At 71.5% G+C, this 22,223-nt stretch carries 19 protein-coding genes; 9 read left to right on the top strand and 10 right to left on the bottom strand.

The window, feature by feature from the left end; translation table 11 throughout:
* Positions 1-42 precede the first annotated feature (42 nt).
* From ppk1 to VF092_16315, 3 genes are all read left to right on the top strand, one after another.
* Entirely contained in the window at positions 43-3,270 is a 3,228-nt protein-coding gene (gene ppk1 / locus VF092_16325; protein HEX6748866.1) for a polyphosphate kinase 1, read from the top strand.
* A gap of 119 nt (positions 3,271-3,389) precedes the next feature.
* The gene (locus VF092_16320; protein ID HEX6748865.1) at positions 3,390-4,319 is read left to right on the top strand and encodes a hypothetical protein; all 930 of its coding nucleotides are present in this window, start codon (positions 3,390-3,392) and stop codon (positions 4,317-4,319) included.
* Positions 4,320-4,583: 264 nt separating this feature from the next.
* Entirely contained in the window at positions 4,584-5,495 is a 912-nt protein-coding gene (locus VF092_16315; protein HEX6748864.1) for an SDR family oxidoreductase, read from the top strand.
* Between the two features lie 429 nt (positions 5,496-5,924).
* On the opposite strand, the gene VF092_16310 is transcribed toward VF092_16315, so the two are convergent.
* From VF092_16310 to VF092_16290, 5 genes are all read right to left on the bottom strand, one after another.
* Positions 5,925-6,653: an ATP-binding cassette domain-containing protein gene (locus VF092_16310; protein ID HEX6748863.1), complete on the bottom strand. Its 729-nt coding sequence runs from the start codon at positions 6,651-6,653 to the stop codon at positions 5,925-5,927.
* Positions 6,650-6,964 carry a hypothetical protein gene (locus tag VF092_16305; GenBank protein HEX6748862.1) on the bottom strand — a complete coding sequence of 105 codons (315 nt, stop codon included), beginning with the start codon at positions 6,962-6,964 and terminating at the stop codon, positions 6,650-6,652. Before VF092_16305 ends, VF092_16310 begins: the two co-directional genes overlap by 4 nt.
* An 80-nt stretch (positions 6,965-7,044) precedes the next feature.
* The gene (locus tag VF092_16300) at positions 7,045-7,770 is read right to left on the bottom strand and encodes a hypothetical protein (GenBank protein ID HEX6748861.1); all 726 of its coding nucleotides are present in this window, start codon (positions 7,768-7,770) and stop codon (positions 7,045-7,047) included.
* Positions 7,771-7,832: 62 nt separating this feature from the next.
* The gene (locus VF092_16295) at positions 7,833-8,225 is read right to left on the bottom strand and encodes a hypothetical protein (GenBank protein ID HEX6748860.1); all 393 of its coding nucleotides are present in this window, start codon (positions 8,223-8,225) and stop codon (positions 7,833-7,835) included.
* Between the two features lie 49 nt (positions 8,226-8,274).
* Complete coding sequence (locus VF092_16290; GenBank protein HEX6748859.1) at positions 8,275-8,814, bottom strand: hypothetical protein; 540 nt, start codon at positions 8,812-8,814, stop codon at positions 8,275-8,277.
* 181 nt (positions 8,815-8,995) lie between these two features.
* Here VF092_16290 and VF092_16285 point away from each other — a divergent pair, with 181 nt between their 5' ends.
* Entirely contained in the window at positions 8,996-9,688 is a 693-nt protein-coding gene (locus VF092_16285) for an HAD family hydrolase (protein HEX6748858.1), read from the top strand.
* 674 nt (positions 9,689-10,362) lie between these two features.
* Here VF092_16285 and VF092_16280 read toward each other — a convergent pair.
* Positions 10,363-10,860, bottom strand: coding sequence for a GNAT family N-acetyltransferase (locus tag VF092_16280; GenBank protein ID HEX6748857.1), 498 nt, complete (start codon positions 10,858-10,860; stop codon positions 10,363-10,365).
* Positions 10,861-11,240: 380 nt separating this feature from the next.
* Here VF092_16280 and VF092_16275 point away from each other — a divergent pair, with 380 nt between their 5' ends.
* Positions 11,241-11,693, top strand: a complete 453-nt coding sequence (locus tag VF092_16275; GenBank protein HEX6748856.1) for an Rrf2 family transcriptional regulator — start codon at positions 11,241-11,243, stop codon at positions 11,691-11,693.
* A gap of 70 nt (positions 11,694-11,763) precedes the next feature.
* The gene (locus tag VF092_16270; GenBank protein HEX6748855.1) at positions 11,764-12,402 is read left to right on the top strand and encodes an NAD(P)-dependent oxidoreductase; all 639 of its coding nucleotides are present in this window, start codon (positions 11,764-11,766) and stop codon (positions 12,400-12,402) included.
* 97 nt (positions 12,403-12,499) lie between these two features.
* Here VF092_16270 and VF092_16265 read toward each other — a convergent pair whose 3' ends face one another.
* A complete protein-coding gene (locus VF092_16265) occupies positions 12,500-12,997 on the bottom strand; it encodes a hypothetical protein (GenBank protein ID HEX6748854.1) in 498 nt (165 codons plus the stop codon).
* 173 nt (positions 12,998-13,170) lie between these two features.
* Here VF092_16265 and VF092_16260 point away from each other — a divergent pair, with 173 nt between their 5' ends.
* Together VF092_16260 and VF092_16255 are read left to right on the top strand one after the other, a co-directional pair.
* Entirely contained in the window at positions 13,171-14,769 is a 1,599-nt protein-coding gene (locus VF092_16260) for a M14 family metallopeptidase (GenBank protein ID HEX6748853.1), read from the top strand.
* A 355-nt stretch (positions 14,770-15,124) separates the two neighbouring features.
* Complete coding sequence (locus VF092_16255; GenBank protein HEX6748852.1) at positions 15,125-16,444, top strand: MFS transporter; 1,320 nt, start codon at positions 15,125-15,127, stop codon at positions 16,442-16,444.
* Between the two features lie 754 nt (positions 16,445-17,198).
* Here VF092_16255 and VF092_16250 read toward each other — a convergent pair.
* Both VF092_16250 and VF092_16245 read right to left on the bottom strand, forming a co-directional pair.
* Complete coding sequence (locus tag VF092_16250; protein HEX6748851.1) at positions 17,199-18,044, bottom strand: phosphatase PAP2 family protein; 846 nt, start codon at positions 18,042-18,044, stop codon at positions 17,199-17,201.
* 132 nt (positions 18,045-18,176) lie between these two features.
* Positions 18,177-20,276 (bottom strand): PAS domain S-box protein, encoded by a 2,100-nt coding sequence (locus VF092_16245; GenBank protein ID HEX6748850.1) that lies wholly within the window; start codon positions 20,274-20,276, stop codon positions 18,177-18,179.
* Between the two features lie 224 nt (positions 20,277-20,500).
* On the opposite strand from VF092_16245, the gene VF092_16240 reads away from it, so the two are divergent.
* Positions 20,501-20,839, top strand: a complete 339-nt coding sequence (locus tag VF092_16240; GenBank protein HEX6748849.1) for a DUF5335 family protein — start codon at positions 20,501-20,503, stop codon at positions 20,837-20,839.
* Between the two features lie 133 nt (positions 20,840-20,972).
* Here VF092_16240 and VF092_16235 read toward each other — a convergent pair whose 3' ends face one another.
* Complete coding sequence (locus tag VF092_16235) at positions 20,973-21,914, bottom strand: DMT family transporter (protein HEX6748848.1); 942 nt, start codon at positions 21,912-21,914, stop codon at positions 20,973-20,975.
* Positions 21,915-22,223: the final 309 nt, after the last annotated feature.

The raw sequence follows: 22,223 nt of genomic DNA, 5'->3' as shown, positions 1-22,223 counted from the left end.
TCTGCACTCAGCACTTAGGACTTAGGACTTAGGACTCAGGACTTGAACCCCGCCTCGCGACGCTTCGCCGGACCGCCGTGGCGGCCGCGCTTCCCGGCGGGGATCCCGCACGCCGAGGGGCTGGTGGTCCGCTTCGCCGCGCCCGGACGCGAGGCGCTGGACCGCATCGCCGCGGGCGCGCTTCCCGCCGGCATCCGCGCGGGCGACGCATCGCTCGAGCTGTTCCGCGACGTCTACTTCGACACCCCCGAGGGCGAGTTGCGCCGCCGCGGCGCCACCGTCGGCGTGCGCCATCACCCCGGCGGCGAGCTGACGCTGGCGGTGGAGGTGCGCGGCTCCGAGGACCATCTCCCCGAGAGCGCCGCGGCCACGACCATCGCCTCCGATCCCCAGACCCTCTTCGCCGGCGACAGCGAGCCCGCCCGCCTCCTCCGCGCGCTCGTCGATCCCGCCCTCCTCGCTCCGTGGCTGGAGGTGGAGACGCGCCGCCGCGTCCGCGAGGCCGCCGCCGGCGAGGGTGGCGAGGCGGTGGAGATGGAGATCGCGTGCGACGAGCGTACCGTGCGCGACCGCGACGTCAGCGCCGAGCTGGCCGAGGTGGAGGTGCGGCTGGCGGAAGACACCCAGGCCGGGCGCGCCGCCGCCCGCGCGCTGGAGACGGCGTTCGGGCTGACGCTGCTGACCGGCGACCCGCTGCGTCGCTGGTCGCGCTCGCTGGAGGAGACGGAGGTCGACTGGCTGGAAGAGACCGTCCGCTCCGCCCGCCGCGTGGCCGTGGTCGCGTATGACGCCGGGCGCGTGGCGATGCTGAACCGCGAGGGCGTGCTGCAGATCCCCGCCGGTCCGGGGACGGGGCTGGAGGCGGCTCGGCGCGTGCTCCGCCGCGAGCTGGGCGCCACCGGCCGCATCCGTCTGGCGGGGACCGGCCCCGGCTCCACCCGCCACCCCGCGACCGAGGTGTGGATCGCGGAGGAGGTGGCGTACGCGCCGGGCGCGGCGGGGCTCGTCCACCTTCCCGCCGACGAGGTGATCGAGGCGGCGGGGTCGCCCGCGCTGCGCGACGCGGCCACGCTCTCGGCGCTGCACGTGCTCGCGCGCTCGGGGCTCCCCGTCCATCCCCTGCGCGCGGAATGGGATACGGGCGCGGCCGCCACGGCGCCGCTGCGCGCCATCCCCGCGTACGTCCCCCCGCCGGGTTCGCTCGACCAGGGCGCGCTGCCGCCGGGAACGCTGCTCAACCCCGAGCTCTCCGTCCTCGCCTTTAACCGCCGCGTGCTGGAGCTGGCGGGCGACGCCGAGGTGCCGCTGCTGGAGCGGGTGCGCTTCCTCTCCATTTTCGGCGGCAACCTGGACGAGTTCTTCCGCGTGCGCGTGGCGGGCTACAAGGAGCAGGTGGCCACGGGCATGGAGAAGCCCGGGCTCGACGGCACCCACCCGCGCGAGCAGCTCGACGCCGTCGGCACCCGCGCGCGGCGCCTCACCGACGCGGCGTACCGGCTCCTGTTCGACACGCTGCTCCCGGAGCTCCGCGAGCGGGGGATCGACGTGGTGCGCCGCAGCGGGCTGGAGCGCGACGAGCGCGCCTGGCTGCGCGACTGGTACGACGCCGAGGTGCACGCGCTGCTCACCCCGCTGGCCGCCGGGCCCGGGCACCCCTTCCCGCACATCCGCAACCAGCGGCCGGCGCTGGTCGCCATCCTGCGCGAGCCGCTGACCGGCGGCGAGCGCCTGGGCGTGGTGGAGCTCCCGGACGGACTGCCGCGCTTCGTCCCCCTTCCCGAGGGCGGGCGCTTCGTGCCGCTGGAGACCGTCATCATCGAGAACCTCCACCGCCTCTACCCGGGGATGGAGGTCGATTCCGCCTCCACTTTCCGCGTCACCCGCAGCGCCGAGCTGAACCTGGAGCCCGCGCAGCTCGCCGATCTCCTGACCGCGGTGGAGGAAGAGGTGCGGCGCCGGCGCTTCCGCCCCGTCGTGCGCGTGGAGGTGGAGGATGCGATGCCCGGCCGCCTGCGCGAGACGCTGCTGCGCGAGCTGCGGCACGAGGCGCCCGACCGCGCCTGGCCGCTGGGCGACGAGGACGTGTACGAGGTGGAGGGGTTGATCGACCTGCGCGGCCTGCGCGAGCTGGCGCAGGCGGAGATCGGCGGCGCGCACTGGCCGCCCGAGGAGCCGCGCGAGCCGCTGGACGACGACGTCCCCATCGTCGACGTGCTGCGCGAGCGCGAGGTGCTGGTGGAGTTCCCCCGCGACTCGTTCGAGGCGACGGTCGAGCGCTTCGTCCTCGAGGCGGCGGAAGACCCGGACGTGGTGGCGATCAAGCTCGCCCTGTACCGCACGAACCGGAAGTCGCGGATCGTGGAGGCGCTGCGGCGCGCCAGCTCGCGCGGGAAGCAGGTGGTGGCGCTGGTGGAGCTGACCGCGCGCTTCGACGAGGAGCGCAACATCCAGTGGGCGCGCCACCTGCGCTCGTCCGGCATCCACGTGGTCTACGGGCTGCCGGGGCTCAAGGTGCACGCGAAAGTGGCGCTCGTGGTGCGCCGCGAGACGGGCGGCGTGCGGCGCTACGCGTACGTGGGGACGGGGAACCTGAATGCGACGACGGCCGCCGCGTACACCGACCTGGGGCTGCTGACGGCGGACCCGGGGATCACGGGCGAGGTGTCGGAGCTCTTCAACATGCTCACCGGCGCCGGGGGCGAGCCGCAGTACCGCCTCCTCCTGGCCGCGCCGCACACCATGCAGCGGCGCTTCGTGGAGATGATCGACCGCGAGGCGGAGCACGCACGCGCGGGGCGCGGCGGGCACGTCGTGGCCAAGGTCAACGGGCTGGCGGACCGGGAGATCATCGCGGCGCTGTACCGCGCGTCGCAGGCGGGGGTGCGGATCGACCTGGTCGTGCGCGGATTGTGCGCGCTGCGGCCGGGGGTGGCGGGGCTCTCGCAGAGCATCCGCGTGGTCAGCGTGCTGGGGCGCTACCTGGAGCACGCGCGCATCTTCCGCTTCGCCAACGGCGGCGATCCCGAGTACTACCTCGGCTCGGCGGACTGGCGCACGCGCAACCTCGTCCGCCGCGTGGAGGTGGCCGCGCCCGTGCGCGATCCCGATCACCGCGCGCGGCTGGACGAGATCCTGCGTTCGCAGCTGGAGCACCCGCGCGCGTGGGAGCTGGGGACCGACGGCACCTACTACCAGCGCCCGCAGCGCGCCCCCCGCGACCCGCTGCTGCCGCCCGCCGACCCGGACCGCCGCGCGATCATCACGGGATGAACTGATTGGAATCTCTCACAGAGGACACAGAGGTCACGGAGGAAAAATCTTTTCTCCGTGTACTCCGTGCCCTCTGTGAGAGTCCCATAAAGGATGGACGAGAAGCGATGAAGATGGGGATGACGAGCAGGACCATGCTTGCCCTCGCCGCGCTGCTGGCGGCGGGATGCACCCGGGACGGCGACGGCGGCGGAGATTCGCGGCGCGCGGACGCCAACCAGGCGGGGACGACGGCCGCGTGCGAGGTGGTGGAGAAGGGGTTCAACCTCCCCGACGTGCTGACGGAGACGAGCGGGATCGCGCTGAGCCGCACGCGCCCGGGCGTGTACTGGAGCCACAACGACTCCGGCCGCCCGGCGGACGTCTTCGCCATCGACGCCGAGGGGCGGCTGCTGCAGACGGTGCACGTGACCGGCGCGAAGAACCACGACTGGGAGGACATCGCCACCGGCCCCTGCCCCGCCGGCGGGGGGAACTGCGTGTACGTGGGCGACATCGGCAACAACGACAAGGACCGCAACCACGTGGGGATGTGGGTCTTCCCCGAGCCCGAACCCGGGGCGAGGGCGACCGCGCCCGCGCAGGAGTTCCGCGCGCGCTATCCCGAGCACCGCACCGACATCGAGGCCATGGCCGTGCTCCCCGACGGGCGCGTGTACCTGGTCAGCAAGGGGAACAACGACGCCATCCAGCTCTTCCGCTGGCCCACGCCGCTGCAGGCCGGCGCCGAGCCCGCGCTGGAGCGGGTGCGCGAGCTGGCCCCCGAGCCGAAGGAGATCGGCGACCGCGTCACCGCCGCCAGCGCGAGCCCCGACGGGCGGTTCGTGGCCGTGCGGACGTACGCCGCGCTGGCCATCTACCGCACGCAGGACCTGCTGGGGAGCGGACAGCCGTTCGCGCAGTTCGACCTGGACCCCCTCGCCGAGCCGCAGGGCGAGGCGGTGGCGCTGGGGAGCGACGGCAGCGTCGTCCTCACCAGCGAGGGCCCGGGGAGCAAGCACGTCCCCGGCACCATCGCCCGCCTGCGCTGCTCGCTGCCACAGCAGTGAAGCCGCGCCGCGCGGCGATGTCATCCTGACGGAGCCGCCACGCCGTACCTTCGTCCGCACCCCATCTCCGGCGGCGACCGAAGGATCTTGCCGGCGCGGCGGTGATGGCGGCTCATTGCATCGACATCACCGCGGCGACGAGCAGATCCTTCGGGCGCGACGGATCACGGCGCGGACGCGACGCCGGCGCATCGCGCCCTCAGGATGACACCGTGCCGGTGCCTCATCACCCCCTCGATCTCCATCTACGAAGCGGAGCCGACCATGGCGGACTCCATCGCTGGCAGGGTGGTGCTGATCACCGGCCCGGCGCGCGGGATCGGCGCGGAGACGGCGCGGCGGCTGGCGGTCCGCGGCGCGCGCCTGTCGCTGGTGGGGATGGAGCCCGACCGGCTGGCGGCCCTCGCGGCGGAGCTCGGCGCCGCGCACCGCTGGTTCGAGTGCGACGTGACCGATCAGTCCGCGCTCGACCGCGCCGTGGCGGGCACGCTCGAGGCGATGGGCGGGATCGACGTGGTGGTCGCCAACGCGGGGATCGCCAGCAACGGCACCGTGGCGGTGACGCCGGTCGAGGCGCAGGTGCGCGTGCTGGAGGTGAACCTGATCGGCGTCGTCCGCACCGTCGCCGCCACGCTGCCGGCGGTGACGGAGCGGGAGGGCTACTACCTGCTCGTCTCCTCCGCGGCCGCGGTAGCGGCGATGCCGGGGCTGGCCGCGTACTCCGCGTCGAAGATCGGCGTGGAGCACTTCGCCACCTGCTTCCGGCTGGAGGTGGCGCACAAGGGCGTGGGCGTGGGAACGGCGCACCCGTGCTGGATCTGGACCGACATGGTGCGCGACATGGAGCACGACCTGGACGCGTTCGAGAAGCTGCGCCGCAAGCTCCCCGGCCCGTTCGGCTCCACCACCTCGGTCGAGGAGTGCGCCGCCACGCTGGTGCACGCCATCGAGCGGCGGAAGCGCAAGGTGTTCATCCCGAAGTCGCTCGGTCCCCTGGCCGCCGTCCGGCAATTCTTCTCAAGTCCCCTCGCGGAGCGCGTGCTGGGCGGCGAGATCAGGCGCCGGATTCCCGAGCTGGAGCGCGAGGTGCGGCAGCTCGGCCGCCCCTTCGGCGAGCACAGCGTGGAGGTGAAGGAGGGTAGACCGGTTGATTCACCGACACCGATCCCGGGCTGACGTCATCCTGAGGCTGAGGCCGGACAGACCGTAATCAGCGTCTGCGCAAGAGCTTGCAGGCCGAAGAATCTATAGCCGGCACCAGCACGCGAGTCGGTTGGACTCACCAATACGTCGCCTGCGCTTGGTATCATAACGGCTGCCGCAATTCATCGTGCATTCCGATCGGGATGTCATTCCGAGCGGCGCCGCTGCTCCGAATCTTCGATCGCGCTGATGCCGGGCGGCGCCCGAGGAATCTGTGGCATGCCTCCGAGCGACAGGCGGCCTGTGGCTCGGGAGCCGGCCACAGATTCCTCAGGCGCCACGGGTTTGTCATGGAGGACGGGGCGGCGCAGCGCCTTCGGAATGACATTCCTATTCCTATCCCTTCCTCCAATGCACAGTTGATCCGGGAATTCGGGATGAGACACCGGCCATCGCCAGCGGCTACGCGCGGCCCGGTCGATCCCGGAGTCCAGCGGCACCCAGGTATTCGCGGCGAAAGCGCCAGTGGGCGAGGGCCTCGTCGCGGGTACCGAGCGGCTGCGTGCTTCCGTCGCGCACCCAGGTGACCTCGTCGGCGGCCTCGAGCACCCAGCCCATCTCGTGGCCGGTGACCACGACGGCACACCCGCCGCGCGCCATCTCCCGCAGCGTGGCCAGCACCCGCTCGGCGTGATGCGGCACGATGCCACGGAAGGGCTCGTCCGCCAGCAGGCAGACGGGGCGCCGCAGCACCGCCAGCGCCAGCTCCGCCAGCCGCCGCTCGCCGCCCGAGAGCCTCCGGCTCGCCACGCCGGCCACGTGGACGATCCCCAATCGCTCCAGCACGGCGGCGCGGTCGCCCGCGCCGAAGCGCCTCTCCAGCGCGTCGAGGTGCTGCGCCAGCGTGAACGCGGGCGAGAGCACGGAGCCGTCCACCGGAAGGATGAAGAGCCCGTCGCGCGCCAGCCGGGCCGGCCGCGGGGCCGGGGAGCGGCGGCCGCGGAACTCCACCAGGCCGTGGTCCGGCCGCAGCCATCCCGCCGCGATCTTCAGCAGCGTCGACTTTCCCGCGCCGTTGCGCCCGACCAGCGCCGTCACCGCGCCCGCGCGCGCCTGGAAGTACGCGCCGGCCAGCACGCGGCGGCGCCCGAAGCTCACCCCCACCGAGTCCACCCGCAGCACGGCGCTCACCGCCGCATCGCCACGGCGATGGCCATCTCCACCAGCAGCGGCAGAAACACCGCCGTCGCGATCAGCCGCGCGCGGCCGTATCCGAGCGAGAGGAGGAAGCGCTCCTCGTTCCGCTGCCGCGCCGAGAGCCGGACGACGCATCCGGTGGTCGCCACCACCGCCAGCATCGCCCACGGCACCAGCCGCAGCGGATTCGCGTCGGCTGCGCCGGGCAGGGCAGCCGCGACGAACATCGCCAGCACGCGCATGAACGCCCACGCCAGCAGCGAGCGGAGAAGGAGGGAGCGGGTGAAGTGGGGAAGGAGGATCACGCCTGAGAAACTGGCCGCCGCGCCGTCCGCAGCAAGCTCCGCAGGATGAACAGATGATGAACGGCGCGGGCAGCCGATGGTCAGCGGAAGCCAAGCAGCCCGGCGGTGAACCACAGCGCCATCCCCACCCAGCCGAGCATCGCCACGCCGTAGATCCCGGTGAGCGCGAACGAGTGGACGACGCGGGTGCCTACGCCTCGCGGGCGCCCGCGGAAAAGCGCGGTATCCACCCCCAGCTCCTCCTCGATCTTCCGTCCGCGACTGATCAGGTCGTCGTACAGCTGGTCGTTGCGGAGATCGTACATCCTGAGGAGGACGGTGACGGCCAGGCCCGCCAGCGACAGCGCCACCCCCGCCCATGTACCCGGCGGTTCGTTCAGCGCGGTCTCCTTGAGCAGCTGCACCCAGGCGATGATCGAGACGGCCGGCACGAGCGCAAGGAGCTTGAAGCGCACGTCCGTCAGCATCCGCCAGCCGGAGCACACCTCCGGATACAGCGACAGCAGGATCTCCCGCTCCGGGGGCTGAGGCTGCGGCCGCCGCAGCGTGGGGAGCCGGCTCGACGCGTAGTGGCGTGGCCGGTCGCCGAAGACGATCGGGCCGTCGTCTCCGCGCACCACCCGGAAGCTCTTCTTCCCTGCGCGCACCACCCAGCGCTCGCCGCGCAGGTCGCACACCGCGTCCGCGGTCCGTGGCGCGGGGCGGCCGAGCTGCGACCCGATCTTCTCGCCGACCTCCGGCGGCAGGATGGCGGGCTGGTAATGGGGAGCGGGGGTGACCTCCCACAACACTTTCGCTTTGCCCATGGCCGTGTTCCGGGTGGGATGTGGACGAGCGCGAAGACGACTCCGGCGGGAACGGGGTCGCGTCAGCGGAACTGCGCGCGGACGGCGGGGAGGTGCAGGAAGGCGACGAGCGCCCAGATCGCGGCGCCGAACAGTGCCGCGGCGGCGAGGATGCGCACGGCCACCACGACCGCCTGCGCGGTGCGCGAGCCGGCGCGGTAGCGGAACACCTGCATCCCCGACGGCGTCAGGCGGCGGACGAGGCGGAAGCGCGGCGGGCCCATCGAGAAGCAGACCGCCAGGATCATCTCCGCCAGCACCAGCAGCGGCAGGCCCAGCGCGGCGGAGATCGCCCATTCCCACGCCGTGCGCGGCCATCCCGGCGCAAGGAACGCGACGAAGAAGAAGGCCGACAGGACAGCGGCCCCGGCGGCCACCCCTGCTCCGGTGAGCGGCTGGACGTACCGGTGCTTCATCGACGATTTCGGATGCGCGGAATCCCGTAACGACGCTAGAGGGTGCGCGTCAGGCAGGCAGGCGCCCTCGCGCCAGCCATATCGTCACCACCACGAGGAGGTCCACCACGATCAGGAGGACGTAGAAGCCGATCAGCAGGCCGCCGGTCGAAAAAGGCCTGGGCCAGGCGAGGCCCTTCCAGGCGACGGGTTTGCCGGGGCGCCGCTTCTTCCTCCCGCGGCCGGGCTCATTCAACTCGTTGGTGGAAATGATCCCCGCGTCGTTCTGCTCGTTCCGGACGAGGCCGAGCCTCTCCTCGGCCTGGGAGATCCAGTGGAGCTTCACGTTCATCAGGTGGCGATGCCGCAGCGTGATCAGGATCCCGAACACCGCGAAGGAGGCTGCGACTGCGCTGGCCGCGAGAACGGTGACGTGAGGGGCGGCGAAGTGCTTCTCGACCAGGAACGAGACAGCCTGGATGAGCACCACGTGCACCCCCGCGACGACCCCGAGAGCGGTCCATTCCTGCACGCGGGAGTGGTGGAGATCGGCCCATTCCATCTGGATGAAGGTAAGGAGCGTCGCGTCGGTCGGCTTTTCCTCCTCCATACGCTCATCCCTCCGCATTCAGGTCCGGCGCCCGCGAAGCAACGTCCGATCTTGCAAGCTAGTGGGGCACGGACGCACGCGGAACGCGGATCGTGGACCCGGAGCGGAGAGTCACCCGCGTCTGGCCCGGCAGGGGCGCGCGTCGTATCGTCCGGCGGACGCCTGCACCGGGGAGACGACGATGAGCCTGCGCCACGACGTGGTGTTCCTGTTCGACGTGGACAACACGCTGCTCGACAACGACCGCGTGACCGCCGACCTCAAGCGCCACCTGACCGGCGCGTTCGGCGCGGAGCGCGCGCAGTGGTACTGGGAGACGTTCGAGGAGCTGCGCGCCGAGCTGGGCTACGCCGACTACCTGGGCGCGCTGCAGCGCTTCCGCGTGGAGCACCCGCGCGACCCCAACCTGCTGGCCGTGTCGACGTACCTGGTCAACTATCCGTTCGCCAACCGGCTGTATCCCGGCTCACTGGACGTGATCGACCGGTGCAAGGCATGGGGCCCGGTGGCGATCCTGTCGGACGGCGACGTGGTGTTCCAGCCGCGCAAGGTGGAGCGCAGCGGGCTGTGGGACGCGGTGGAGGGAAACGTCCTCATCTACATCCACAAGGAGGAGATGATGGACGACGTGGAAGCCCGCTTTCCCGCGCGCCACTACGTGATGGTCGACGACAAGCTGCGCATCCTCGACGCGATGCGGTCGGCGTGGGGAGGCCGCCTGACCACCGTCTTCCCGCGCCAGGGCCACTACGCGCTCGACCCCGAGCTCTGTGCCCGCTACGCCCCCGCGGACGTCACCATCGAGCGCATCGGCGAGCTGGCCGACTACGACCTCCCGCGCCTGATCGGCGACGCAGCGGTGGGCGTCGCGTAGAGGCGGACGGAGGATCGGCGTCATCCCCGCAGATACGCAGGCAATACTTAAGTAAGTGCTTAACTATCGACTGCCGACGTGGGATGGAACCTCGTGTCGCACCCCCGCCCGTTGCCGCAACCCACGCTGGGGCGCGGGAGCGAGATCGGTAACTGCGTCATCGGGGGGCAATCGTGCGAATCGGGCGCACGTGCGTATCCGCCGGCCCGGCGTGGACGCGATCCGGGCCGAAATTTCGGCATGTCGATCGCCTGCCCGGCCCACCCTCTACTCCAACGTCCTGGCCCCGCGGGGAACCCCGTGCGTCGTTGCATCCTCGGCTCCGTCGGGCCGGCTGCTCACTCGGCCAGGGTCACGCGCCGATGGCTCGCCCGCGACGGACCCCCGATGACGCAGTTTACAGAGCGTCTTGCCGCGCGGGAGTAGAGGTCGCCGACGAACGCTGACTACGCCACGTGGACTCACGATCGACTGCACCGGCGAGCTGGACGAGCTCGACCTGCCGCGGTCGATCGGCGACGCGGGCGTGGCGTAGACGCAGGACGGAGATCGGTGTTATCTCCGCAGAGAAGTGATACTTAAGTGTCGGCTTAACTATCGATCGGGGAAGCAATCGAGCACCGAGTCCGTCGCCTCCTCGTTCGTGACCTTCCGGCGCGGGAGTGCATGGACTGTCACAGCTCCAGCCGCATCGGCTGGGCGAGCAGATCGGAGCCGGCCCGGAGCGGCTCCGGGTCGCCCGCGGGGACGAAGCCGGCGCGCTCGTACAGGCGGCGCGCGGGCGAATCTCCACAGGTCACGTCCAGCATCACGCCGCGCGCGCCTGCGTCCCGCGCCCAAGCGACCACCGCGTCGAGCAGCATGGCGCCGACGCCGCGGCCCCGGGCCTCCGGCGCCACCCACATCTGGATGACGTGCGCGGTCCCGGTGTTCGGAGGATCGATCACGCCCCACACCAGCCCGACGAGCGCATCCCCCTCCTCCGCTACCAGCGGCAGCTGCGCCGGCGACGCGGCGCCGGCGGCGAGGCGATCCTGCCAGTCGGAGTCGGGCCTCACCCGCTGCGTCTCCAGCACGCTGGCGAACGCGTCCGGCGAGTCGCCCAGCGCGCGCAGCCGCAGGTCGCGGTACGCGCGCCACTCGTCGGCACGAAGGCGTCTGATCGCAGGCATGGGAATCGGGCTCATCGACCGTGATCAAGAGATGTCATTCCGGCGGCGCCGCTGCGCTGAACTCGTTACGGCGCCAATGCTGGACCAGGAATGTCATTCCGAAGGCGCCGCGCCACCCTGTCCTCCAGGCCGAAGCCATGGCGCCTGAGGAATCTGTGGCCGGCTCCCGAGCCACAGGCCGCCTGTCGCTCGGACGCCTGCCACAGATTCCTCGGGCGCCGCCTGGCATCGACGCGATTGAAGATTCGGAGCAGCGGCGCCGCTCGGAATGACATCCGATTGGAATGCACAATGAATTGCGACAACCGGAATGACAATCACGAGGGGCTTGCGCGCACGGTAGTGTGTATCTATCGTAGTTACACACTTGGGAGCGGACGATGACGATGAGCAGCCGCTTCGCCGTGGCCGTGCACATCCTCACGCTGATCGAGAACGGCGGGGGCGAGCCGGTGACGTCGGAGTACATCGCGGGAAGCGTGAACACCAACCCGGCGGTCGTGCGGCGCCTGCTGCAGATGCTGACGCGGGCGGGACTTACGCGCGCGCAGCTCGGCACCGGCGGCGGCGCGCTGCTGGCCCGGCCGGCGTCGGAGATCACGCTGCTGGACGTGTACCGCGCGGTGGACGAGGGCGAGCTGTTCGCGCTGCACCGCGAGGATCCGAACCCGGCGTGCCCGGTGGGGCGCAACATCCAGGCGTCGCTGCGCGGCACCATGGACGCCGCCACCCGCGCGCTCGAGGCCGAGCTCGCGCGCCGCACCGTGGCCGACATGCTGGCCGACGTGCGGCAGCGCGACCGCCGGCCGGCTGGATCGCCGTCGTCCGCCTGATTTTTTCGTACCCAAGTGTGTAACTGATTTGGATACAGACTTGAACCTCGAGCGGAAGGGAGATGGGACGATGAAGATCGCGATCTTCGGGGCGGGCGGGATGATCGGGCAGCGCGTCGTGCGCGAGGTGCTGTCGCGCGGGCACCAGGTGACGGCGGTGGCGCGCGATCCCTCGCGGCTGAGCGCGCCCGAGGGCGTTGCCGCGGTGCGGGGCGACGCGACGGACGCGGCGAGCGTGGCCGGGGCGGTGCGCGGGCACGACGCGGTGATCAGCTCGGTGGGCCCGTCGGCGACGACGGGGACGGACGTCTACGTGGGATCGGCGCGCGCGCTGATCGCGGGGCTGCGGCAGGCGGGGGTGAAGCGGCTGCTGGTGGTGGGCGGCGCGGGGAGCCTGGAGGTGGCGCCGGGAGTGCAGCTGGTGGACACACCCGGGTTCCCCGCCGCGTGGAAGCCGGCGGCGCTGGCCACCCGCGACGCGCTGGGCGTGTTCCGCAGCGAGGCCGACGGGCTGGACTGGACGTACCTGAGCCCCGCCGCGCTGATCGAGCCCGGCGAGCGCACCGGCCGCTACCGCACCGGCGGCGACCAGCTGCTCACCGACGCCGAGGGGCACAGCCGCATCTCCGCCGAGGACTTCGCGATCGCGCTGGTGGACGAGCTGGAGCAGGGGAAGAACGTCGGCCGGCGCATGACCGCGGCCTACTGATCGGCCGCGACCGATCCGGAGTCTCACGCGGAGACGCGGAGGCGCGGAGAACCAATCGCAGCACTGAGTTCTCCGCGTCTCCGCGTGAGGCCCTGGTTCAGCGCTGCGGCTGGGCGTCGCGCATCATGCGGTGGAAGCGCTGGCGCTCGCGGGCGGTGCGGGCCTCGTCCAGGCGGCCGACGCGCTCCAGGATCTGGATCAGCCGCTCGTAGTCCACCGCCAGCACGCCGTGGTTCACCGGCTGCCCCCCCTCCTCCAGGCGGATGGCGGCCAGCAGCGCGTCGGCGGCCTCGGCGTCGCGGCCCATCTGCAGCAGCGCGGTGGACTGCGCCATGGGGAACTTGGACGAATCCGGCTGCAGCGTGGCGCCCTCGCGGTACGAGCGCTCCGCCTGGAACCATCGCCCCTGCCGTCCGAAGGTGATCCCCTCCTCCCACAGCTGGCGGGCGCGCGCGGCCCGCTCCGCCGCGATCTCCTCCGCGGTCCGCTCGGGCGGGGGCGGCGGGGGCGGCGGCGGGATCACCACCGGCGGCGGCGTGCACCCGGCCAGGGCGAGGGCGAGGAGGGCGTACGAGAGGCCGCGTCTGATCATCATCCCCACGAAAATCCGAGCGTCCGTATGAGTCGAGGACGAAGACGGTGGGAGGGAGCCGCGCACACGTTCGCCCGGCGGCGGCGCTCGCGCAAGCGCCATCCGTTCATTGCATCCCACCCGCCGCGGAGTACGTTGTCTGCTCGCCCCGCGTTCCCCTCGCGACCCGCAGACCCATGCGCCGACGGCTCCTCGTCCTCCCCATCGTCCTCTCCCTCGTCTCCCAGGCCGCATCCGCGCAGGCGGTGGCGCCGCTGACGCGCGCCGAGCGGTCGCAGTTCCGCGAGACCAGCCGGTACGCGGACGTGGTGGCGTTCCTCGACACCGTCGGTCGCGCGTCGCCGCTGATCCACCTCGCCACCTTCGGCTACACGTGGGAGGGGCGGGCGCTCCCGCTCGCCGTCGTCGGCCGCGTGCGCGACGCATCTCCCGGGGCGGTGCGGGCGAGCGGCAAGACGGTCGTCTACCTGCAGGGCGACATCCACGCCGGCGAGGTGGAGGGGAAGGAGGGGCTGCTGCAGATCCTGCGCGACGTCGCCCGCGGCGGGCACGCGGCGTGGGCGGATTCCCTCGTCCTGCTCGTCGCGCCGATCTTCAACGCCGACGGAAACGAGCGGATCGCGCTGAACCACCGGCCGCAGCAGCACGGCCCCGTGGCGGGGATGGGGACGCGTCCGAACGCGCAGGGGCTCAACATCAACCGCGACTTCACCAAGCTCGACACCCCCGAGGCGCGCGCGCAGGCCGCGCTGATGAACGCGTACGATCCCCACGTGCTGGTCGATCTCCACACGACCGACGGCACCTTCCACGCGTACCACCTCACCTACGCGCCACCGCTGCACCCCAACACCGACGCCGCCATCTCCGCCCTGCTGCGCGACGAGTGGCTCCCCGCCATCACCCGCAGCGCGAAGCGGAAATACGGCTACGAGTTCCACGACTACGGCAACGTCCCCGCGCCGGAGAGCCCGTGGGCGGCCGGACCCGGCGCGGAGCGCGGATGGTACACGTACGACTGGCGGCCGCGCTTCAGCAACCACTACTGGGGGCTGCGCAACCGCTTCGGCATCCTCAGCGAAACCTACTCGTATCTCACCTTCGGCGAGCGCATCGAGGTGCAGCGGCGCTTCGTGGAGGAGATCGTGGACTGGGCCGCGGCCAACGCCACGCGCATCCGCCGCATCACGGCCGAGGCGGACCGGCGCGGCGTGGTGGGGATGGAGATGGCGGTGACGGCGCGGCTGCGGCGCACGGGGCCGGCGGAGATCCTGATGGGCGAGGTCACCGAGGAGCGCAACCCGTACAGCGGCGAGGTGATGTGGCGCCGGCGCGACGTCGTCCGCCCGGAGCGGATGCCCGAGTTCATCGCCTACTACGCCGCCGGGACGGAGCGCGCCCCCGCCGCCTGGCTCCTCCCCGACTCGCTGGGCGACATCGCCGACCGGCTGAGGGCGCACGGAATCCGCGTCGAGCGCGTCGCCGGCGGCGCGATCTCCGGCGCCGAGGAGTTCCGCGTGGACTCGGCCACCACGGCGCGGAACGAGAGCGAGGGGCACCGCGAGCGCCGCCTGTTCGGCGCGTGGCGGCCGGCGCAAAGGACGCTGGCGGGGAACTGGCTGCGCGTGTCCGCGGCCCAGCCGCTGGGGCGCCTGGCGTTCACGCTGCTGGAGCCGCGCTCGGACGACGGGTTCGCCGCGTGGGGGTTGCTGGACGCGTGGCTCAAGGACAACGCATACCCGGTCCTCCGCATCCCCACGGCGCCGTCGCGATGACGGAGGACCGGCGCGCGCGCGTGGTGTCATCCTGAGGCCGCCGCCGCACCGGCACATCGTCACGGCCGATGCCGGGCGGCGGCGAAGGATCTACTCGTCCCCGCGAAGATGCCTGCCCTTCAGGACCGGCATTCCCGGCGGAACCGGCAAGATCCTTCGGGCGCGGCAAGCGTCGGTGCTCACGCGGGTTGCGGCGCCCGCGCCCTCAGGATGACAACCCGGCGAAGGCGGGAAGCCATCGAAAGCTGCCGGCGCGAGGAGTGTGCTCGGTTGACTCCCCCCGCGGGCGCGGGTACGTTCCGCGTCCAACCTTCGCCTCACAACGGATGATCACCATCGCAACCCCGGACGCCCCGTGACCCGGCACCGCGCGGGGAACCTGACCGCGCTGATGTTCGCGGCGTTCGTGGACATGATGGGCCTCCTGATGGTGGTCCCCCAGCTCCCGTTCGTGGCCACGCGGCTGGGCGCCGGCGGCTTCGCGGTGGGCGCGCTGGTGTCGTCGTTCTCTCTCGCCCAGCTGCTCAGCGCGCCGCTCTGGGGGCGCTTCTCCGACCGCTACGGCCGCCGCCCGGTGCTGCTCACCGCGCTCACCGCGTCCGTCGCCGCGTATCTCATCTTCGCCTGGGCCAGCCTGCCGACGGGCGACCACCGCTCGGCCGGCTTCTACCTCTGGCTCCTCTTCCTCTCCCGCATCGTGCAGGGCGCGGGCGGGGGGACGGTGGGCGTGATCCAGGCGTACGTGGCCGACAGCACCGAGCCGCGCGACCGCGCCCGCGCGCTCGGCTGGCTCTCGGCGGCGACGAACCTGGGGGTGAGCATCGGGCCGGCGCTGGGGTCGCTGAGCCTGGCGTTCTGGGGGCCGCGCGCGCCGGGGGTGCTGGCGGCGGCTCTGTGCGCGGCCAACATCGGCTTCGTGTGGGCGTACGTGCGCGAGTCGCACGTCCCCGAGCCGCCGCAGGCCAAGAAGACGGTGATCCGCCCCGCCGAGGCCGCGCTGCACGTGGCTACGCACCCGGGCGACCCGGCGCCGCGGCTGATCTGGATCTACGCCATCGCCATGGGCGCGTTCAGCGGGTTCACGGCGGTGCTGGCGCTGTTCCTGGCCGCCCGCTTCGGCATCACCGAGCGCTCCATCGGCTGGTTCTTCGCCTGGAACGGGGCCATCTCGGTGCTGGTGCGCGCCTTCTTCCTGGGCCCGGCGGTGGACCGCTTCGGCGAGCCGCGGCTGGCGCGCATCGGGCAGGCGCTGCTGGCGCTGGGGCTGGGGCTGATCCCGCTGACGGCCGCCATCCGCACCGGCTGGTCCATCGCCCTCCCCTTCGGCGCGTCGGTCGAGCCGCGGATCGTGGTGCTGGCACTGGTGGCAGCCCTGATGCCGCTGGGGACGGCGTTCACCTTCCCGTGCGTCACCGGGCTACTGTCGCAGGTGATCGACCCGCGCGAGCGGGGGGTGATGATGGGCGTGCAGCAGAGCTACGGCGGCGCGGCGCGCGTCCTCTTCCCGCTGCTGGCGGGATGGACCTTCCAGCACATGGGGACGGGGTTCCCGTTCTGGACCAGCGCCGCGCTGGTGGTGGGCACGCTCTTCCTGAGCTTCGGCATCGGCCCGCACCGCGAGGAAGAGCCCCCCGCGCCGCAGAAGGAGGAAGGCGTCGCCGTGGCCGCCACCTGAATCAGGAAAACGGATCGCACAGAGGACACAGAGAACAGCAGAGGCACAGAGGACTGCGATTTTGTTCTCCGTGCCTCTGCTTTCCTCTGTGCCCTGCATTCCGATCGGATGTCATTCCGAGTCGTACACCGCGCTGCGCGCGACCACGGAGAATGAAAGCCATAATCGCCTGCACCACAATGACTTAGGCGATCTACTTTCTATTCAGCGGCGCCGCTGCTCCTGATCTTCAATCGCGCTGATACCGGGCGGCGCCCGAGGAATCTGTGGCCTGCGTCCGAGCGACAGGCGGCTTGTGGCTCGGGAGCCGGCCACAGATTCCTCAGGCGCCACGGTTTTGCGTGGAGGAGAGGGCGGCGCGGCGCCTTCGGAATGACAACCTTCCTCCCCAACCCGGGGCGATGGCCGCTTCCGCGCGATCGCCTCGAACCGGAATGGTGCACCGATCTGGTGCCGCCGCACTACCCTGCCGCAGCGGCGAACGGCGTGTAGAATCTCACAAACATCGGTGGAAAACAGATTTACAGTTCGGGAGGAATCGTGGCGCGCCTCCTGCTTTGCTCTTTGAGCGCGCGCGGAACACGACGTCGTCTTCATGGAAGTGCACTGATCGCCCCACCCACTCTCCAGGCCTGGAGCAGTCGGACATCCCCCGTGGAACGCGCTTCCACGGTCATCAGGGTAGATGCCGCAAACGACCCGGCTCCGGACGCGAAGGTGCGCCCGGAGCCGGTCGTGCCGCGTTCGGGGCCGCTCAGGCGGCCTGCGTCGATGCGTCACCCGCGGGGCCGGCTTCGGCGGTGGCGTCGAGGTCCTGCTCCTGCGCGGCCACCTGCGGCTCGCGGTGGCGGAAGTAGCGCAGCGCCTCGATCCCCAGCGCGCAGAACGACGCCCACGCCAGCCCCATGATGAACCCGGCCGCCACGTCCGTGGGGTAGTGCACCCCCAGGTACATCCGCGACAGCCCGATCAGCAGGATGATCAGCGCCGCCACGCCGAAGGTGAAGCGGCGCAGGAACTTCGAGGGCACCAGCCGGGCGATGAGGAACGCCAGCGTGGCGTAGCACACCATCGACGTCATCGAGTGCCCCGAGGGGAACGACGAGAACCCCGCGTACGGCACGCGCCAGGGGAAGAGCTGCGGCCGCGGGCGGTCGAAGAACAGCTTCACCACGGCGTTGATGAGCCCCGAGCCGGCGATGGAGACCCAGAGCAACGCGGCCGACCAGCGGTGGCGGCTGACCCAGAGGAAGACGCTGGCGACGATCATCACCAGCCACACCACCGTCCCCGCGCCCAGCGCCGTCACGTCCAGCGCCAGGCTGGTCAGCTGCGGCGAGGCGTGGCCGTTCATCCACAGCAGCACCGAGCGGTCGAAGGCGAGCGTGTCGCCCTCCATCACCTCGTCGGCCAGCGCGGAGAAGAGCGCGACGCAGACCACGATCACCGCCACGCCGCCGATCAGCAGCGCGCCGACGGCCGCGTGGAAGCCGCGCACGTGCCCGCCCACCCAGCGGAACAGGCGGAACATGGCGTTGCGCGCGGGCTGATGGTCGCGCGGCGCGGATCGGCGCTCGAGACGGTCGGATTGCGTGCTCATCGTGCGGATGCGCGGCGCAGGAAGCGTACCTTTCTCACCCCGAACGACTTGTCTCACGCCGAGGTCGCAGAGCCGCAGAGGAACGGATCGAAGTCCTCTGCGGCTCTGCGACCTCTGCGTGAACCTTCTTTTCTAGAGATCCTCGTCTTCCTCGATCTCCGTCAGGCCTTCGCGGAGGGGGAGGGTGAAGACGAAGGTGCTCCCCTCGCCCTCGACGCTCTCCACCCAGATGCGCCCGTCGTGCGCCTCGACGATCCCCTTGGCGATGGCGAGACCCAGCCCCGCGCCCTGGCGGTTGGCACTGCGCACCTTCCAGAAGCGGTCGAACACGTGCACCAGGTGCTCGGGGGGGATCCCCGGCCCGGTGTCGCCGACCTCGAAGCGCACCTCCCCGTCGCCGCCCGACACGCGCAGCCCCACGCGGCCGCCCTCGGGGGTGAACTTCACCGCGTTCCCCAGGAGATTGGCCAGCACCTGCATGATCCGCTCGCGATCGCCTTCCAGCTGCGGGAGATCGGGGGCGACGTCGCCCTCCAGCCGCAGCCCCTTCTCGGCCGCCAGCCCGGCGAACGACTCCAGCGCCTCGCCGGCCAGCCCGCCCGGGTCCCATGCGTCCCACTCGATGGCCAGGCGCCCGGTCTCGATGCTGGCCACGTCGAGCAGGTCCTGCCGCAGCCGCTGCATCCGCCGCGCGAGGTCGCGGATGCTGGCGATGCGCCTGCGCAGGTCGTCGTTCGCCTCCTCCTCGGGAAGGGTGCGGAGGAGCACGGTGGTGGTGACGATGATGGCCGAGAGCGAGTTGCCCAGGTCGTGGCTGACCACGTGCAGCACGTCCTCGCGCGCGCGGATGGCGGACTGCGCCGCGCCGTACAGCCGCGTGTTCTCCACCGCCAGCGCCGCGCGCGACGCCAGCTCGCCCGCCACCGTCACCAGCGCCGGCGTGTAGCCCCGCTCGGCCGACGACATCACCAGTCCCAGCCCACCCAGCACCTCGCCGCGCACCACCAGGGGAACGGCGAGCACCGCGTGCATCCCCAGCTCGTGGAGGATGCGCGCGTGCTCGCCGCCCGCCGCGATCCCGTCGATCCAGCCGTCGGGGAGCGACTCGGTCAGCACCGGCTCGCGCGTCTCCATCGCCCGCGCCACCGGGTGCATCGACGCCGGCTCCACGGGAAGGCCGAGGAGCTCGCGGGTGAGCCCCTCGCGCTCGGGGTCGCGGTGCGCGGCGGCCACCCGCCGGATCTGCCCGTCGTCCTCGCGCAGGAAGACCACGCACCAATCGCCCAGCATGGGCACCGACGCGCCGGCCAGCGTGCGCAGCACCGTCTCGCGGTCCAGCGACTCGGAGAGCCGCGCCCCGGCCTCGGCCAGGAAGCGGGTGCGCGCGCCCGCCGCCTCGGCCTCGGCGCGGGCCTCCTGCTCGGCGGCCAGCGCGCGCGCCACCGCCTCCTCGGCCCGCTTGCGGTCGGTGATGTCGCGCAGCACGGCGGTGAACAGCCGCGCGCCGGGCAGCTCCAGCCGCGAGATGCTGGCCTCGGCGGGAAACTCCGTCCCGTCCCTGCGCAGGCCGTAGATCTCCTGCCGCTCGCCCATCCGCTTGGCGGCGACGGGCCCGGCCGCGAAGGCGTGGATGTGCGCGTCGTGGCGGCCGCGGAAGCGCTCGGGAAGGAGATGGGAGAGCGGCTTGCCGATCGCCTCCTCGGCCGTCCACCCGAAGATCCGCTCGGCGCCCTGGTTGAAGAGGACGATGCGCAGCTCCTCGTCGACCGAGACGATGGCGTCGGTGGCGATGGAGATGATCCCCGAGAACTTCGCCTCCGAGAGCCGGATGGCTTCCTCGAAGCGCAGCCGCTCGGTGATGTCGCGCACCACCCGCGAGTAGCCGACCAGGCGCCCGGCGTCGTCGTGCAGCGCGGTGGTCACGATCTGCGCCCAGAAGCGCGAGCCGTCCTTGCGCACGCGCCACCCCTCCGTCTCCGAGCGGCCGTGCTGCTGCGCGCGCCGCAGCTCGCGCTCGGCCAGCCCCAGCTGTACGTCGTCGGGGGTGTAGAAGCGCGAGAAGTGCACGCCCAGCACCTCGTGCTCCTCGTACCCGATCACCTCGCGCGCGCCCGTGCTCCAGCGCACGACGCGGCCAGTGGGATCGAGCGCGAAGATGGCCTCGTCGCGCACGCTGTCCAGCAGCAGGCGCGAAAGCTCGTCGGTGCCGGCGGGCGGCAGGGTGCTGCTCATTCGGGCCGGAGCGTACCGGGTTGGAGACGGGATCGGGTCGGAAGCTAGGGTTCGAAGGTAAGCGCGCGCGAAATCCGCCGGAAGTGCCTGCGCGTCAAGGATTGCCTGACACGGGTGTTGACGGCTGCCTTACCGCGCGGAGACGGGCGCGGCGCCATCTTCATCACCCGGGACCGTGGCGGCCTCTCCGCCGCGGGCGTTGGATGCGCAGCACGAGGTGAGCGATGACCGCCGCAGTGGATCGCGGCCAGTGGCCGCAGCTGTTGAGGGATTTCACCCGCCGGAACGCCGGCCGGGCCACGCGCCTGGAGCTGGACGACGCCGAGCTGGGCGCGCAGTGGGCGGAGATGGAGCTGCACTTCCGCGGCGCCGCCTTCGAGCCGCGCTATGGCCGGGTGGAGCTGATGCTGACCGACGGCGACCCCACCGATCACCTGACGCACAGCGTGGAGGCGGTGCAGCGCATCGACGTGGAGCGCGCCGGCGACGGCCGCGACCTGCTGCTGCGCCTGGCCTACCCCGGCGGGCAAACGCTGCTCTTCCTGCAGGAGGCCGGCGGCTGATTCCAACCCTCAGCCTCGCTCGGTCCCTGACTGAACAGACAAGTCTCACGCGGAGGAGCAGAGGAAGCAGAGGTGAGTTCTCTGCTTCCTCCGCTGCTCTGCGTGAGACCATTCCTCTTCTTTTTCTGAACGGTCAGACCGCCTCGGCCGTCGGCTCCTCGGCGCGGCTGGTGCGGACCTCGGGGCTGCCGCGGCGACGGGCGAGCGTCACCACGCTCACCAGCACCAGCGCGGCGCCGAGGAGGCTCAGCGCGTCGGGCCACTCGCGGAAGAACAGCATCCCCCACGTGGCGGCGAACACGATCTGCACGTAGCCGATGGCCGTCGCGCGGCCCGCGGGCTCGCGCTGCAGGCCGCTGGTCAGGAACACCTGCCCGACCAGCGCCGTCACCCCCACGCCCGCCAGCAGCAGCCACTCGACGCCCCGCGGCATCACCGCGCCCGCCAGCGCGCCGGGGAGGGAAGCGGGGACGGTGACCAGGGTGAAGTAGAAGACGATGATCAGCGGGTGCTCGGTGCGCGACAGCCGCCGCACGCTGACGTACGCCGCCGCGGAGAAGATCGCGCCCGCCAGCGCGACCGAGACCGCGACGGGATCGAGCCGCGCCGCGCCCTCGCCGCCGAACAGCGCGGTGGGGCGGGCGATCAGCAGCACGCCCAGGAGCCCCACGCCGCTGAAGACCGCCTCGCCGACGGTGAGCGCCTCGCCCAGCAGCCACCATCCCAGCCACGCGGTGAACACCGGGTTCATGTACTGGATGACCGTGGCGTCGGCCAGCGGCAGGTGGATGATGCCGTAGAAGAAGCACGACAGCGCCGCGAACCCCATCAGCCCGCGCACCACCAGCAGTCCCTTGCGATTGCCCCAGTTCCCCGGCCGGGCGCGGAGGACGAGCAGGTACGCCATCGCCAGCGACACGACGGCGCGGACGAACACCACCTCCTGGCTGGGGATGCGCGCGCCCACCAGCTTCACCAGCAGGCTCATCAGGCTGAAACAGAACGCGCTCAGGACCATGGGAACGGCCCCGGAGCGCGCCTGTCCATCCACCTTCACCGCTCGATCGTCTTCCACCGTGCACGTCTTCGAATGAGATCCGGATCTCCACGCGGTGATGTTCCATCCCCATGCACTGAGAGGCAAGGGGTGAGGACGCTGGACCGCCGCGGGTCCGGATGAATGGTCAAGAGAAAGAAACGGAGGTAACGGAGATGCCTCCCTCCGTTACCTCCGTTCCCTCCGTGCAGGCGTTCGACAGCACCGTTTTACACGTTGGCCATAAGAGGTTGAACAGCAACAAGATACAACAAGACCCCGTCGGACGCGTGTACAACGCGTCCGGCGGGGTCTGAATCGAGGCAAGTGCTTACACAGGTGTAACTT

The organism is Longimicrobium sp. (assembly GCA_036377595.1).
GTDB lineage: Bacteria > Gemmatimonadota > Gemmatimonadetes > Longimicrobiales > Longimicrobiaceae > Longimicrobium.
Note: the sequence above shows the minus strand (reverse complement) of the source record. Positions and strands in the feature narration are given on the sequence as shown.